Genomic DNA, 14,937 nt, shown 5'->3' on the forward strand with positions numbered 1-14,937 from the left:
AAACTTATTCTAAAGTATAATTTACTACAAATAGAGAGGGATAACTTTTTAATTAAATCCGTGCGCCCGGAATAATTTATTGCCTGGAATTGAGAATCCTGAGATCATTTCAATTAGGCTTCAAGATGTTTAGAAAGGTTCAAAAATTTTTTCTTTTCGTCCTTTTATTGTGTTTATTAACACTTACAATAGTAGAGTGTAAGGCACCTGAAAATAATAATCTTTGCGATCCAAGTTCAGATACATTTAAAGAAACTCAAATTACGAAAATCTTCGCAAAGGATAACTCTCCTCTTTGCGGTAAAGATTATATATCAAACATTATCCCTTATTCAATCACAGGATCAATTTCAGGTTTAGTCAGTTCTGGCTTAAGACTTTCTCTCAATGGAGTTGTTACCCTGCCGGTGGAGAACGGCAGTAAAAATTTTTATTTTTTGAACATACTTACCAACGGATCTTCGTATTTAGTGAAGGTCTCGAGCCAACCTGCAGGTTTTTTGTGTACGGTCACTAATGGAGAAGGAATTGTAAAAAATTCCGATGTAACTTCAGTTTCCGTTTCTTGTGTTCCCACTTGTAATCCTTGTAATTTGTTCCTTACGTTATCCGGATACCCACCAAACCCAGGAAGTGCTAAAAATTTCGATACTTCCTGTATGGCTGATGGTTATTATCCTGGAACCGGAAATTATAAAGCGATGGTAGTTGATGGCGTAACAAGAAATGCATCGAACACTGCTAATGTGGGAGATGGACAAATCGATTGGGTATTTGCACCAAATCGGACATATCGCCAATCTGAAGGCGATATCAGCACTACAAATTCTGCAGGATTATTCGTGACTGCGTTGACAATTCGATTCTCAGTCAATTCAAAATATTGGACTGGATTAAATACCAATTGGACTACCAATACAAGTAATACCTGTGACTTATGGAGGAATGCAACTGGATCCTTTACGGGTGTTATGGGACAAGGAAATTCTACGTTGATAGCTGACATCACAGCTGGTTGGACTCCAGATCCTTGTAATTTAAGTAACCAACAGTTAATCTGTGTCGAACAATAACTCCCTTCAACGCATTAACTCCACATAAACTCAGTTAGACGATTTCCTTAATTCAAATTGGTCTCTTATTCCCGTTCCAATTTCCATTTTTCTGCTGATTTGAAAATCTCCTCGGCGAGATAAGCAAGTGTTGGTCCCGATTTTTTGCGATAACAGAGGTAAAATTTTCGTTCGGTGTTCCAGTCATCGAATTTAATTTTTTTCAATTTGGAATTAATAGAATATTCAGATAAAAATCCAATCCCAAGTCCTGCTTCTAATGATTTGATCACGGATTCTACACTCCTCAGTTCCATTGCTATGTTTGGACCAAAATCTTTTGTAAATGATTTGATCTTTTTTTCGACGGCCTTTCTCAGAGCGGAACCAGGATGGAAACATACAAAAGGTTGTTTTTTTAAATCCTCAATTTTGATTTTTGTCTTCTGAAAGATTGGATGGTCTTTTGCGGCAACAGGATAAATTCTGTCGGATAAAAATTCCAATACATTCAAACTTGGTTCCGAAATGGGTCCTGTTAAGACACCAAGATCAACTTCCCCTTTTAATATTGCATCCTTAGTTTCAGATGCATCTCCTTCTCGAACGGATAGGGAGAGTCCTGGTCTTTTTTTTAGAATTTCTTTTAGGATTTGAGGTAAGATCCAAGCGGATACTGTCCCACCTGCAGAAATTGAAAAGTTTCCTTTTAATTCATTCTCTTTTGAAAAAGCATTTTGAATTTCTTCCCATAACTCTTTCATCCGAATTGAATATTGATAGAACCTTTCACCTTCATGTGTGAGTCGAACTGATCTTCCTCCTCTTTCCAAAACGGTGATCCCTAATTCTTTTTCTAAAAGAAACATTTGTTTGGATAGTGCTGGTTGTGTTAATCCCAAACGACTTGCCGCTTTTTGAAATGTACCTGATTCTGAGATTTCTAGAAAGTAAATGATCTGACGGAATTCCATAAACACATATAACTTTTAGTTATATATTTCATAAAACCAATTTATTTGCATTATATTCAAATATTTGATACTGTCTTTACCAAGAGGGAAATATGGGACAGACTCTATACGACAAAATTTGGGAAAACCATCGGATCATTGAAAGTTCAGATTCGGAAACGATATTATATGTGGACAGGCATATCCTTCATGAAGTGACTTCAGCCCAGGCATTTGAAGGTTTGAGATCTAAGAATCGGGATGTGAGAAGGAAAGATCTCACCTTTGGCGTTGTGGATCACAATGTTTCCACTAGGGATCGAAAAAATCGAGATGCTGCGGGGCCAGTCTCACGTTTACAAATTGATACAATGGAGAAAAACTGTAAGGAATTTGGGATCCTATTGTATGGACCAGAAGATCCCGAACAGGGGATCGTACATGTTGTTGGTCCCGAGTTAGGTTTTACAATTCCAGGTTCTGTGATTGTATGCGGGGATTCTCATACTGCAACCCATGGCGCCTTTGGTGCGTTAGCGTTCGGAATTGGAACGAGTGAAGTGGAACATGTTCTTGCGACTCAAACTTTAAAACAAGCAAAAACCAAATCAATGTTAGTTCGATTTGTTGGGAAACCAGGATTTGGGATTACGGCAAAAGATATTGTCCTTGCCCTCATCGCAAAAATCGGAACTTCAGGAGGAAGAGGGTATACAATAGAATATTCTGGTGAATGGATTGAATCGTTATCGATGGAAGCTCGAATGACCTTATGCAATATGAGTATCGAAGCCGGTGCAAGAGCAAGTCTTATCGCACCAGACGAGATAACATTTAATTATTTAAGAGATAAAAAACTCATTCCGAAAGGTGAAAGTTTTCAAAATGCAGTCGAGTATTGGAAAACGTTTTTTTCAGATGCTGATGCTATTTTTGATTCCAAGATCGAATTGGATATTTCTAAGATTGAACCACAGGTCACGTGGGGGACAAATCCATCACAGACGATATCGATTGGAAGTGTCATTCCTAATCCAGAAGAGTTCCAAGATATTCGGGAAAGAGAAACTGCAAAAAATGCTTTAGCGTATATGGATTTACAACCAGGTACTCCAATGTCTGAAATTAACATCGATAAGGTGTTTATCGGGTCCTGTACGAATGGTAGAATTGAAGATTTACGATCTGCTGCGGAAGTGGCAAAAGGAAAAAAAGTTCATCCGAATGTACAAGCTCTTGTGGTTCCTGGTTCTGGTAGAGTCAAACGGCAAGCAGAGCAAGAAGGTTTGGACAAAATCTTTGTAGAAGCAGGATTTGAATGGAGAGAACCTGGTTGTTCTCTTTGCCTTGCGATGAATGACGACGTTTTACAACCAGGAGAAAGATGTGCTTCTACTTCTAATCGTAACTTTGAAGGAAGGCAGGGAAGAGGCGGGAGGACACATCTAGTGAGTCCTTCTATGGCAGCTGCAGCAGCAGTGACTGGAAAATTAACAGATGTGAGGAGATTCGCATGAAGGCAAATCATTGGACAAAACATACGGGAGTTGTTGTCTCCATTCCAAGAGATGACATTGATACAGATCAAATACTTCCAAAACAATTTATGAAGTTAATCAATAAAAATGGTTTTGCTACCCATTTATTCCATGATTGGCGGTATTTAGATTTTGAAGGAAAGGTATCGAATCCAGAATTCATTTTGAACCAAGAGGGATTTATGAATGCAAGTGTTCTCATTGCAGGAAAAAATTTTGGCTGTGGTTCGAGTCGGGAACATGCACCTTGGGCACTTGCTGATTTTGGATTCCGAGTGATTATCGCCCCTTCTTTTGCTGACATATTTTCGATTAATGCTGCTAAGAATGGAATCGCTCTCGTTCGGTTGCAAGAAGGAGAAATCCGTTCTTTGTTGGAATGGGTTTCCAAACAAAGAATCGCACAAATCCAAATCAATCTAGAAACATATGAATTGATAGCTGGTGAACATAGTTTTTCATTCCAATTGGATTCTGCTTCCGTGAATCGAATCCGCAATGGTTGGGATGACATCGATATCACTTTGAAACACGCAAATGAGATTTTGGAATTCGAAACAAAACAAAGGAAGGAACGATCGTTTTTAGAAGTGTGTTGGTGACTTGATTCTTTTGAAATGAATGTGAAGTTTCTTTGTCTATTTCAATGGATTTTTATATTTAAAGATTCGATTCAATGATACATAAATCCATTGGAATCAGTACAAAATAAGTAGTTCTCCGATGTATAGTTGATCATTTAAAAAATATTTCTGATTTCATTCTGAAAATAATTATGAATGAAAAGAAAACTAGGTGATTATACGAAAGAATAGTACTGAATTATACAATTCAATTACTTGAGTATCAAAACAAATCAAGAATCTCGCGTTAGATTTATTCTAAAAAATAATATGTAACTGTAGTTTAGTTATTTTTCTTCACGTCCTGTTATAGTGTAGCAGGTAATTCAGATAAAGAAAGTATCATTTACATTCCTAATTCATAAAGCAATCATTCTAATCTGTAGTACGGTATTATTCAGTTCCTGTATGGCATGGCCTGTTGGTTCTGCAGCTTTATTTGGAATTTTTGGCGGAAATTCTTCTGGAGGGTCAAACTCACTTATTTCATTATTATTTGGAGGAAACTCTGGTAAGTCCCTATCTTCTATTGAGATATCACCTAAGAATGTTCAAATTGCAAAAGGGACTTCTGCTAACCTAAAAGCTACTGCGATTTATTCAGATTCAACGACTCAAGACATAACATCCGAAACTTCTTGGACATCTTCCGATACCAACTTGGTGACAGTGGATAAAAATGGAGTCAGTACATCTGTTGCTGCAACTTCAACAGGGACAACAATAATTACTGCTGATTATCAATCTATGAAAGCTGAAGCTAGTGTCTCCGTTACCTCCGCTACTCTAAAAACAATTCAAGTGGCAAGTAAAGAGATAACTTTGGCTAATGGATATAAAGCTCAATTTCAAGCTGTGGGTCTTTTTTCTGACTCTACCACACAAGATCTTACTGCTGATCCTTCAATCAATTGGCTTTCATCTGAAACCGCAGTTGCAACCATTAATGGTACAGGGCTTGTGACAACAATCGGAGTTGGTTCTAGTTCAATTACTGCAAGTTATGGTTCCGTTTCGGATACTGCTTCTTTGAATGTCTCCAATTCTAGTTTGGTTGCGATAACAATCTCTCCAGCAAACAACACGATGTCTATCAATGACACAAAACAATTTCGTGCAACTGGAGTATTTTCAGATAGTACTACAGCAGATATAACGAATCAGGTTACTTGGTCAATTTCATCAGGAATTAGCCATGCGACGATATCGGCATCAACAGGTCTAGTCACAGCAAGTACAAGTGCAGGGACAGCAACTGTCCTTGCTACAAAAGGTGCGATTTCAGGAAGTACTAGTTTGATAGTTGCGAATTGTAATTTAACTGGTATCACAATTACTCCGACGAATCCTATTGCTCTAGGGACTGGAATTCAGTTTACGGCAACAGGTTCATACTCAAATTGTTCAAGTCAGAATATAACTTCAAACTTTGTTTGGAATTCAACCAATACCGAAATTGCAACCATTAGCAATTCAACACCCAATGCAGGTTATGCTAGTTCCGTGAGTGCTGGAACGGTAATCATTGAAGCTACAAAGGGGGTTATTGTTGGAAATACGGCACTTGAAGTAAGGAGAATCACTTTAACTTCATTGGCGATCACTCCTTCCACTTTTTCTATGCAACACATTTCAGGTTTCCCGAAGAACCAACCATTTTCTGCATCTGGAACGTATTCAGATGGTACCATTATGGATTTAACATCTCAAGTTATTTGGAGTAGCTCAAATACTTCAGTTGCCACCGTAAGTAATTCTTCACCTAATCAAGGTATTATTTCACCAGCTGGTACAGGAAATGTACAGATAATTGCAACAAAGGATGGAATCAGTGGAACCGCAATAGTGACAATTACTTCTGACAGTACATCGCCTGAATTATCAACAGTTACTGGATCAGGTGCAAATTATGTAATTGTTTCTTTCACTGAGAACGTAAATATTACACAAGCTGGTTCAATTGCAAATTGGAAGGTTGCAGATCCAAATACCCAAGCAGGATCTTGCACTACGTTGAATAATTTTTCTGGTTCTACCCAAACTTCTGATTTTTCAATCAGTTCTATAACACCAATATCTCCTTCCGAATATAAGATAAATTTTTCTGCAAACACACAGGCTAAATTATATACAGTCCTCGTAAATAATACAGGTGCTGGTGCCATAAAAGACCTTGCTAATAACCAAATTGTTTGTCCCAATTCATTAAACTTTACTGGTCAAGATTCCGTTAAGCCGTATCTTTTAAGTGCAGTTAGTACGAATTCAACGACGATTCAGGTTACATTTTCTGAAGCAGTGAATTCAACTGGAGGTGGAGTAACAGATGCAACTGTTCCATCTAACTGGATCATAAGTGAGGATGATAATTCATCTAATAATAATCTTTGTGCGGACCCGACTTCTCCATCAGTATCATCCGTAACGAAAGTCAGTTCTAGCACTTACAAACTTAATATTGTTGGTTGGGCTCAGTGTGCAATTCGATATAAAGTTGTCGTTGCTCCTACAGTTGTTGATATAGCTTCAACTCCGAACTCTATGGGTTCACCCAGTTCGCTCAATTTCATCGGTGTGGAACAATTAAAATTGATTTCAGCGCAAGCGATTTCTGCAAATAGCATTAAACTTACATTTAGTAAAGCCGTGAAAGCTGATTCTTCTTGTTCTACTATTTCTTCTTGTTCAGAGAGATATAAAATACCAACAGCACTGGGAAGTGTTACAAATGCAATGGTAGGAACTGGAAACGAAGATAATACGGTTACGCTTGCTCATCAGACTGCTCAAGGTGGTTATGTATATACCGTAATTGTTGCTAACAATGTTGATGATGATCAATTTAATAACACTAGTAATTCATTTAAAGGAATTCGAAATGCGAGTGATTCTGAATATGTCCAATCCCAACCGAAGGATAGAGCTGGGTTTATGGGACTTGGAGCAACAATTGATTCATTTGCAGATGGAGCATACTTTGATGATCCTTTCCTGGACGGTACTACCTTTTCCTTTGCATTTAATTATGATGGTAAAGTTTATTTGGGAACAAACGATAAAAATTCAGCAGCATTTCGATTTGAACCTTCTGGTCTCAATTCAACTTTGATAACATTTAGTTTTTTAAATCTATTATCTCCAACTTGTTCCACTGCGACTGGATTTGGTACAAATGCATCTGGGACCTGTGGAGCAGATTCCATCGGCCCTAATTCAGAGTATGGAGTTGTCGGTTTTACAAGTATTACTTCAACCATCTCATCTTCTAATTTTGAACTTCTATACATTGGTAATTTAAAGGATGGGGTCAATAAGGTTTACTACACGCAGGATAAAGATTCAGTACTTGATTGGAAAGAGGCAACATGGTCAGCAACGGGAGGAGGGAATACTAAAAGTATTCAGACAATTTATGGATTTAATGATCGAGTTTATTCCGCAGCATCTTCAGCCCATGGAACTCAAGCCCCTGCAGTTGCTGTTCATTCATTAACAGAAACAGGCGGTGAAGTTACTTTAGGAGCGGGTTCCGATTTATCGTTAAGAAGTGTCAATTATATTGGAAAAAATGCAAGCATAGATAACCCTTGTAAGGCTGGGAATAGTAGCTGTGTTGTGGGAATTGATAGTATGTTATATGTTGCAAATCCAACATTAGGTGGACCAAAATTGTTTTTAGCAAATAATGGAGGTGTTGTACATTCAACTACGACTCCTCCCACTTCAAGCGCACATTTTAGCTTGGCTTTATCATTACGAGCTGCCGAACGTGGGAATGCAACTTTGGTTCTACCCGGATCTCCAACGGGTTTACAAAAATTAAGTCCGGGTCAAAAAGGAGCACCTTTAATGGTAGAATATAATGGTCGATTATATTTAGCTAGAAATCTTTCCACAGGTGAGACGAATAGTACTACCCAGACAACTAATAACGGAGCCGAACTTTGGAAATGTGAAGTGAGTTGTGGGACAAATTCCAATTGGAAAAAGATTGCAACTGCATCCAATTTTGGGTCCGATTCGAACAACAAGGCTATCTCATTATTACAAGTAAATGGTAGTTCTCTTTACATCGGATTTGACAATCAATTCGGAACAAGGATCTACAAATCTACTGCTACTGAAATCAATCCTTCTGATGATGGGAATGGGCATGCGGATTTTACTCTTCAATCTGTTCAGGGTCTCGGCGGTGGATATACGAGAATCTTTTCATCTACCTCTGTATACGATGGGATTAATTCCTATATCTATGTAGTTGTTGGGACAGGTAGTAATGCTGTTAAAGTATTTAGGCAGACTAATTGATTTGATGGAAAGTTAGGTTATGATGCGAAAATTTATCCTGCGAAAAATGATTTTGATCAATGTGGTTTGTTTGTTAAACCGTTGATTCATTTGAAAATTTAACGTTTCCCATTAATTGAAATTCGATTTAATTGATGAGGCATAAAGGTTAACGAGGATAGATTTATGAAATTTAATTTGGCATTAATTTTACTTTTTACAACTACTCTAAATGTTAGTTGTTATCATTCTAGATACAAGGTTGATTCTTGTGAAAGATGTAAGTATTATCTAAAGGAGTCAACTAACGGAAAATCATTTAAAATTCATTCTAAGTTTTATTTTTGGGGGCTGTATCCATCTAAATTAGAATACGGTATGGAAGATTTTTGTAAAAATTCTGAAGTAAAAGAAATCCACGAATATACTTCGTTTTCGGATGGAATATATGAAAATTTTACCCTTGGGATGTATACCCCAAGGACAATGGACATTAGTTGTTTTTAAAAGGGAATGTTTATGAAATGGATTACAATTTTTAGTATTTTGTTTTTTTTTGGCCGATGCCATACAACTGTGATTAAAATACAGAAATCAGAATTAGATATAAATAAGATGGAGCTTAAACAAAATCAAACACATCAGGCAAGTTTGGTGTTTGGATATACTGAAGTTTCTGATCCTTCTAAATCAAATTGTAGGAATGAAAAAACCAAGGCAATTGTATTGCATAGAGATTGGAAAGATAAACTAATCCATGTCTTGATCGGTGGAATTTATTCTTCCAAAAGTATTTCGATTTATTGTGATGAATGAAAAATTTAGATTAGATGATCTTAGATTCGAATAATTGACATTATCAATATTTTGTGAATTGGGTTAACTTGTAGAAAGTATCATCGATCCTAAATTCTGAGAATTTACAGAAATCCCCCACCCGAGTTAGGCCAAACGGTGAGTAGCTTGTGGGAGGGTGCTCCTTCCCCCCTTTAACACACCCACCTGATTTGCAGAGAAACAACCCAAGGAATTGCATTTTTTTGGAAGAATGTTTGTGTTTTGATCCCCTTAGGAGGGAATCAGTGCTAGAAAGTCAATACTTAACCATTTGGGTAACTATTTGGATTGCCAAGCTGTCTAGAATTAGAAAGTTAGCCAAATGGATAACAATAACCCAACAAACCTGCTCCTTTATTACCACCCGCTGGCTTCCTTTTGCCACAAGGTCCTCATCGCTTTGTATGAAAATGGAACCGAATTTGAACCTAGGTTCGTAGACCTTTTGGAGGAAGAGTCGAGATCGGAATTATTTGCCTATTGGCCTGTCGGGAAAATTCCATTATTACGGGATCGGCTGCGAAACCAAATCATCCCAGAGACAAGTGTCATCATTGAATATATCAGCGAATACTATCCAGGGACTTCCAATTTACTACCATCGCATCCGCAAGAATCCATTGAAGTGAGACTCTGGGACCGATTTTTTGATTTGTACATCAGTGATTCTGTACAAAAGATTGTTTTGGATCGTATTCGACCTGAAGGGCAAAAAGATCCATTTGGTGTTGAACGTGCTTATGAAAGATTACCTGTCGCTTATGGTATGTTAGAAAAACAATTGGATACAAAAAACTACATTGTATATGATCACTTTACTATGGCAGATTGTTCCGCGGTTCCTGCTTTGTTTTATTCCGATACCCTTCTTAGTTTTCGAAATGGTTACCCAAAACTAACTAAGTATTTTGAAAGATTATTGGAAAAAAATTCCGTTAAGCGAACATTAGACGAAGCGGAACCATATTTTTATATGTATCCTTTTTTTGATAAAATTCCAAAAAGATTTTTGAAAGAAAAAAAGTAAGGACTTTTTTTCAGGATATTAGACTTTGAATTGATTCCGATATGAAACTGAACGAACCTGGAATTGACCAAATTTTTCATGCACTCGCTGATCCAAGTCGTTTGCAAATGGTGGAACGATTGAGTTTGGGATCTGCTTCCGTTAAGGAATTAGCAGAACCATTGGATATGGCTTTACCATCTGTATTAAAACATTTGAAAGTCTTGGAAAATGGCGGGTTGGTGCAATCCAACAAATCAGGAAGAGTTCGGACATACGAATTAAATTTTTCTAAATTGAATGGCATCAATTCATGGTTAGATGAACGAAAGTCAGATTGGAATCGTAGTTTTGATCGATTGAGTCAATTTTTAATCGAAACGTCAGATGAAAACTCAGATGGAGTATGAAGAAAACAAAATGTTAGTCACCAATACATCTTTTACCATTGATAGAATTTTGCCAGCTTCAAAAGAAAAAGTTTTTGCTGCTTGGGCGAACCCAGAGTCAAAACGCAGGTGGTTTTCATGTCATGATGATTGGGAAACTGTGGAGTTCAGTTTGGATTTTAAAGTAGGTGGAAAAGAATCCAATTTAGTGATCACACCTTCTGGAAGTCGGCATGTTTTTGATGCTACCTATTATGATATCATTCCAAACGAAAGAATCGTTTATGCATTTGGAATGTATATGAATGATATACGAGTTTCAGTTTCTTTGGTTACTGTCATCTTTGATTCATTAATAGAAGGTAGAACTAAAATGTCATTTACCGAACAAATTGTACTTCTTGGAGGAATTTCCAATGAAGGAGTGCAGAAGATCGAGATTGAAGGTAGAATCGAAGGGACAAATGCTGGGTTTGACCGACTCGTGAAAGAACTTTCCTAATGTCTAAATTTAAATGTGTCGTGACCAAATGTAAAAGTCCAACTGTTCTGATGAAACAATTAAAGATTTTTTTCAGAATATACTTGGTTTCTACCTTTTCGTTTTGCTTCATATAAATATTCGTCGGCAAGGTTGATGATCGATTCGGGATTCGTTGTTTGGTCTCTTAAGATGGAGATTCCTACACTAGTCGAACACTGAAGTTCCTTTCCCTTGATTGGTATTTTTAAGGAATTAAATGTACGTCGGATTTTTTCCGCGGTCACAATGGCTCCATCCAAGTCAGTATTTGGTAATAATACCAAAAACTCTTCTCCTCCCCACCTTGCTGGAAAGTCTTGTTTTCGTAAGGAAGTTTTTAATACACTAGCAAATTCAACGAGCACTAAGTCTCCGATTTCATGTCCATATGTATCGTTAATGGATTTGAATAGATCTAAATCGAACAATAAGAATGCAATGGGATAGGGTGAGGTGCTCCGGTGTTGCCGTGCCATTTCAATTTCTAAATTAGAAAAAAAAGATCTACGATTTGAAATGCCTGTTAGTGGATCAGTCATTGCAATTGCTAATAATTTTTCGTTAACATCCGTTAATGAAGAAAACAACTTTGAAACAATTTGATTCACTATGAATGCACTTCCTCCGAGTAATAAAGAGGAGATAAAGATACTGAGTAATGTAGGTTTTACAGGTGGCATTAAGATATTTACAAGTGGTATCACATCATAATACACAAAAAATCCCATGGCGCTAAATAAGACCGTTGCTAAAAAAGCATTGTAAACACCATAATTTCGATCAAGTGACATACTGCTGAGTGCAATAGAACCTAGATACCCAAGAATAAAAAATGAAGTGATATGTCCCGTTCCATAGGCAAGGACAGTAAGCCAAATCAAATCAAAGGTCGCGGGAACATAACCACTCCACCAAACATCTTTTTCTACTAAGATATCAAAGTGGATGAGTAAAAACCAAATTACGGAAAAAACTAAATGTACCGAACCAATCACAACAATCCAAGGAAGTTGGAAGTGGTAAAATACCAAAACCATCACAAGAGTATAGATACATCTTGCTAAATTTGCAGTTTGGAATTTTTCGGATCCAGAATTGGTTTGGGAACTCGCTGATAAGTTTAAATGTTCTGTATTTGACTTCATTGAATATTGGTTCTATCGATAATTGATTGTGTTTACTAGGGACAAGTCCTGAGAAAAAAGAAGAGGATCAATAAAGGAAAGGGACTTCACCATGACGACGACTCAAATAAATTATTTTTTTAAACTACGTCAATGAATTTAAATTCGTATGAATCTTGGTTGTTTCTTTTTGCTTAACTCTACATACGATACACTGAGACAATCTTACATTTGACCCATTGAATTATTTTTGGAAATAAACATAAGTCAGTATTCCGGTTGGCAATAAATTTCTTTCATTTGACAAATTTACGATCTTGGTTGGAATCATTCTATCTAGAGGGTTTGGATTGGAAATTCGAGGAAACCAATATTATAAATACGTAATTCTCCTTATCTCATTCATGATCCTGAATTGCGAACTCCCAAAACTCGGGAATGGTTGTGATCCAAACTCAGAATCTTTCCGTGATTTTTATTTAGCAAGGATCCTCACGGATGATGACCGTGAATTTTGTGGTTCTCGTGCCCCCAATAAATCCATTTGTGAAATGGATCCTCTTTCCATCATCCAACCTCGTCGTTGGAAGTATGTGGCCGAAGAACTAAAAAAACAAGCAGCATTAGGTACTGACGGAGTGAGTTTTCAAACTTTCACCCAACCAGTAACGGGTTTAGCCAAATGGCTTGGTGGTGTTCTCACTAACCAAGATTTGGTGTATTCTCTTCCCTACAATCGATCTGATTTATTGGTCATTGACCCCACACAAAATTCCTCATCCAATGTGAATACAACATCGTCTGGATCGGCGCAATGGGAAGGAGGGGTTCTTGCACCAAATGGTAAAATTTATGGAATCCCAAGAGATGCCAATCAAATCCTAGTGTTTGATCCAGCTTCTAATCAAAGTTATTTTTTAACTTCTCCAATAACAGGTGTTGGTAAGTGGCGAGGTGGTATTCTTGCTCCAAATGGTCTTATCTATGGGATACCCAATTCTGCGAATCAAATTTTAGTCATAGACCCTCAAACAGATTTGGTTCGTCTCATCCCTTCACCAGTCTCATTATCAAATATGTGGGAAGGAGGTGTGCTTGCTCCTAATGGAAAAATCTATGCATTCCCAGTTGATATCGATTCAATTTTTGTTTTGGATCCTTATTCAGAAAGAACGTATACAATCCCTTCACCAAAAACAGGTTTAGGAAAGTGGAGGCATGCTGTAGTAACATCAGATGGTTTGTTAGTAGGTATTCCTTCAAACGATTCCGACTTTATCTTTTTAAACCCTACTAATGATTCGGTATCCCTTCGAACTTCTCCAACAAGTGGGACAGGAAAATGGAGAGGTGGTATTTTTTCTGCTGATGGAAGGATTATTACAATCCCTGCCGATATCACAGATATACTTGCGATTGATCCAGTCACGTTTACTTATACAACACATAATACGGGAATTGGGACTGGTAATAAATGGGGAGACGGGGTTCTGGCACCTAACGGAAAGATAGTTGCCGTACCACATACATATGATTCAATCCTGACGATTAATACCGGTTCTAGGGGTAAGATATGTAAAAATCTTCTACTTAGCTCGTATTGGAATGTATATTAATATACTAAAAAAAAGAACTATCTAAATTTCATTTGACTTTGTTCTTTTTACACACTACTAATAGTCATGCGATGGAAGGCCTCTCAATTTTGGAAAAACGCATCGCCAAATGAGCTTCTATCTTTTTTCTCCTCAATTGACAAAGGCGAAGATCTTAAATCATTAGCAGAGCACATGTTGTCAGATACTGAGTTTTGTGACTTGGTATTCGAATATTTATGGTTGTTACGCACAGAGGACGCGACAAAACAATTTCTAAACGATCCAAACATAACCCCTGAACTATTGATGCGATTCATTTATTTTGGATATGGAAAACAGTTTTTATTAGACCATTTTGATTCCAATGCTTACTTTTTGCAAATTCGAGCTCTGTTTGATTCTGCTCAAAGTTTACGAATATTATCTCTTGGTGAAGAGATGGATCGTGACCCTACTTTAAAAATCCATCTCCTTTCGAATTTGGACCCACAAACTTGGGAAGCTTACTTTGATCTCTTAGAAGAAAAAAATATGACAATGCAAACCTTGCTCGGAATATTTTCGAACCTAAGGGAAAATGAAATACGTAAGATTTTATTAAACAGCCATACCTTGTATTATTATTTAAGAATGATGATGGTATCCGGAAATCAAAAGACTGAAGAATTCAGTGATAAGGAAATGGAAAATCGAAAACGACTTGAGGCAATTTTAAGCTCCATTCATGTCTGGGAAACTTTTTGCCAGGAAGTAAAGGATAAGTATGATTTGCAAAAAGAAATCAATTTAACTCCCAAAGAAAGAGATTCAAATCGTATGTCTCTCGTTTTAAAAGAACTTACAAAGATAGCTACCGCAGATCGAAATGATGTATTAGTGTATTTAAAAGGCAATGGTATCATCCTCGACTCCTGGGAAGAGACAACTCTGCAGTCTGCCCTATTAAATTATGATCGAGTAGGAAAGTATTTTTAATCCCTTTCCATGCTTATAATTTGGTTGGTTCC

Annotated in this window: 13 protein-coding genes; 11 read left to right on the forward strand and 2 right to left on the reverse strand. The window is 37.1% G+C overall.

What is annotated here, in order from left to right; all coding sequences use genetic code 11:
* Positions 1-437 precede the first annotated feature (437 nt).
* Positions 438-1,073: a DUF1554 domain-containing protein gene (locus ND812_RS08650; protein ID WP_265375125.1), complete on the forward strand. Its 636-nt coding sequence runs from the start codon at positions 438-440 to the stop codon at positions 1,071-1,073.
* A gap of 65 nt (positions 1,074-1,138) precedes the next feature.
* On the opposite strand, the gene ND812_RS08655 is transcribed toward ND812_RS08650, so the two are convergent.
* On the reverse strand, positions 1,139-2,026 hold the full coding sequence (locus tag ND812_RS08655) for a LysR family transcriptional regulator (RefSeq protein ID WP_265375126.1): 888 nt from the start codon (positions 2,024-2,026) through the stop codon (positions 1,139-1,141).
* A 92-nt stretch (positions 2,027-2,118) separates the two neighbouring features.
* Here ND812_RS08655 and leuC point away from each other — a divergent pair, with 92 nt between their 5' ends.
* The 8 genes from leuC (at position 2,119) to ND812_RS08695 (ending at position 11,187) form a co-directional block, all read left to right on the forward strand.
* Entirely contained in the window at positions 2,119-3,522 is a 1,404-nt protein-coding gene (gene leuC / locus ND812_RS08660) for a 3-isopropylmalate dehydratase large subunit (RefSeq protein WP_265375127.1), read from the forward strand.
* Positions 3,519-4,145 (forward strand): 3-isopropylmalate dehydratase small subunit, encoded by a 627-nt coding sequence (gene leuD, locus ND812_RS08665; protein WP_265375128.1) that lies wholly within the window; start codon positions 3,519-3,521, stop codon positions 4,143-4,145. The genes leuC and leuD overlap by 4 nt, the downstream gene beginning before the upstream one ends.
* Before the next feature lie 429 nt (positions 4,146-4,574).
* Positions 4,575-8,474, forward strand: a complete 3,900-nt coding sequence (locus tag ND812_RS08670) for a beta strand repeat-containing protein (protein WP_265375129.1) — start codon at positions 4,575-4,577, stop codon at positions 8,472-8,474.
* A gap of 165 nt (positions 8,475-8,639) precedes the next feature.
* The gene (locus ND812_RS08675; protein ID WP_265375130.1) at positions 8,640-8,960 is read left to right on the forward strand and encodes a Bor/Iss family lipoprotein; all 321 of its coding nucleotides are present in this window, start codon (positions 8,640-8,642) and stop codon (positions 8,958-8,960) included.
* A 12-nt stretch (positions 8,961-8,972) separates the two neighbouring features.
* Positions 8,973-9,269 carry an LIC_10461 domain-containing protein gene (locus ND812_RS08680; protein WP_265375131.1) on the forward strand — a complete coding sequence of 99 codons (297 nt, stop codon included), beginning with the start codon at positions 8,973-8,975 and terminating at the stop codon, positions 9,267-9,269.
* Positions 9,270-9,612: 343 nt separating this feature from the next.
* On the forward strand, positions 9,613-10,317 hold the full coding sequence (locus ND812_RS08685; RefSeq protein WP_265375132.1) for a glutathione S-transferase family protein: 705 nt from the start codon (positions 9,613-9,615) through the stop codon (positions 10,315-10,317).
* Between the two features lie 41 nt (positions 10,318-10,358).
* A complete protein-coding gene (locus ND812_RS08690) occupies positions 10,359-10,706 on the forward strand; it encodes an ArsR/SmtB family transcription factor (RefSeq protein ID WP_265375133.1) in 348 nt (115 codons plus the stop codon).
* Positions 10,684-11,187: an SRPBCC family protein gene (locus tag ND812_RS08695; protein ID WP_265375134.1), complete on the forward strand. Its 504-nt coding sequence runs from the start codon at positions 10,684-10,686 to the stop codon at positions 11,185-11,187. The genes ND812_RS08690 and ND812_RS08695 overlap by 23 nt, the downstream gene beginning before the upstream one ends.
* A gap of 59 nt (positions 11,188-11,246) precedes the next feature.
* Here the strand turns inward: ND812_RS08695 and ND812_RS08700 are convergent, their stop codons facing one another.
* Positions 11,247-12,353: a GGDEF domain-containing protein gene (locus tag ND812_RS08700; protein WP_265375135.1), complete on the reverse strand. Its 1,107-nt coding sequence runs from the start codon at positions 12,351-12,353 to the stop codon at positions 11,247-11,249.
* 329 nt (positions 12,354-12,682) lie between these two features.
* On the opposite strand from ND812_RS08700, the gene ND812_RS08705 reads away from it, so the two are divergent.
* Together ND812_RS08705 and ND812_RS08710 are read left to right on the forward strand one after the other, a co-directional pair.
* A complete protein-coding gene (locus ND812_RS08705) occupies positions 12,683-13,948 on the forward strand; it encodes an NHL repeat-containing protein (RefSeq protein WP_265375136.1) in 1,266 nt (421 codons plus the stop codon).
* Positions 13,949-14,014: 66 nt separating this feature from the next.
* Positions 14,015-14,905, forward strand: a complete 891-nt coding sequence (locus ND812_RS08710) for an LBF_1199 family protein (protein WP_407658492.1) — start codon at positions 14,015-14,017, stop codon at positions 14,903-14,905.
* The last annotated feature ends 32 nt before the right edge of the window (positions 14,906-14,937 follow it).

Origin of the sequence: Leptospira limi (genome assembly GCF_026151395.1) — a bacterium.
In the GTDB taxonomy this organism is placed as follows: Bacteria; Spirochaetota; Leptospiria; order Leptospirales; family Leptospiraceae; genus Leptospira_A; species Leptospira_A limi.

What these genes read in the sequence shown, in the direction of transcription:
- leuC (WP_265375127.1), top strand. Translation starts at nt 2,119, where the DNA reads ATGGGACAGACTCTATACGACAAAATTTGGGAAAACCATCGGATCATT.
- ND812_RS08675 (WP_265375130.1), top strand. Translation starts at nt 8,640, where the DNA reads ATGAAATTTAATTTGGCATTAATTTTACTTTTTACAACTACTCTAAAT.
- ND812_RS08695 (WP_265375134.1), top strand. Translation starts at nt 10,684, where the DNA reads ATGAAAACTCAGATGGAGTATGAAGAAAACAAAATGTTAGTCACCAAT.
- ND812_RS08700 (WP_265375135.1), bottom strand. Translation starts at nt 12,353, where the DNA reads ATGAAGTCAAATACAGAACATTTAAACTTATCAGCGAGTTCCCAAACC.
- ND812_RS08685 (WP_265375132.1), top strand. Translation starts at nt 9,613, where the DNA reads ATGGATAACAATAACCCAACAAACCTGCTCCTTTATTACCACCCGCTG.
- ND812_RS08655 (WP_265375126.1), bottom strand. Translation starts at nt 2,026, where the DNA reads ATGGAATTCCGTCAGATCATTTACTTTCTAGAAATCTCAGAATCAGGT.
- leuD (WP_265375128.1), top strand. Translation starts at nt 3,519, where the DNA reads ATGAAGGCAAATCATTGGACAAAACATACGGGAGTTGTTGTCTCCATT.
- ND812_RS08710 (WP_407658492.1), top strand. Translation starts at nt 14,015, where the DNA reads ATGCGATGGAAGGCCTCTCAATTTTGGAAAAACGCATCGCCAAATGAG.
- ND812_RS08690 (WP_265375133.1), top strand. Translation starts at nt 10,359, where the DNA reads ATGAAACTGAACGAACCTGGAATTGACCAAATTTTTCATGCACTCGCT.
- ND812_RS08680 (WP_265375131.1), top strand. Translation starts at nt 8,973, where the DNA reads ATGAAATGGATTACAATTTTTAGTATTTTGTTTTTTTTTGGCCGATGC.
- ND812_RS08670 (WP_265375129.1), top strand. Translation starts at nt 4,575, where the DNA reads ATGGCATGGCCTGTTGGTTCTGCAGCTTTATTTGGAATTTTTGGCGGA.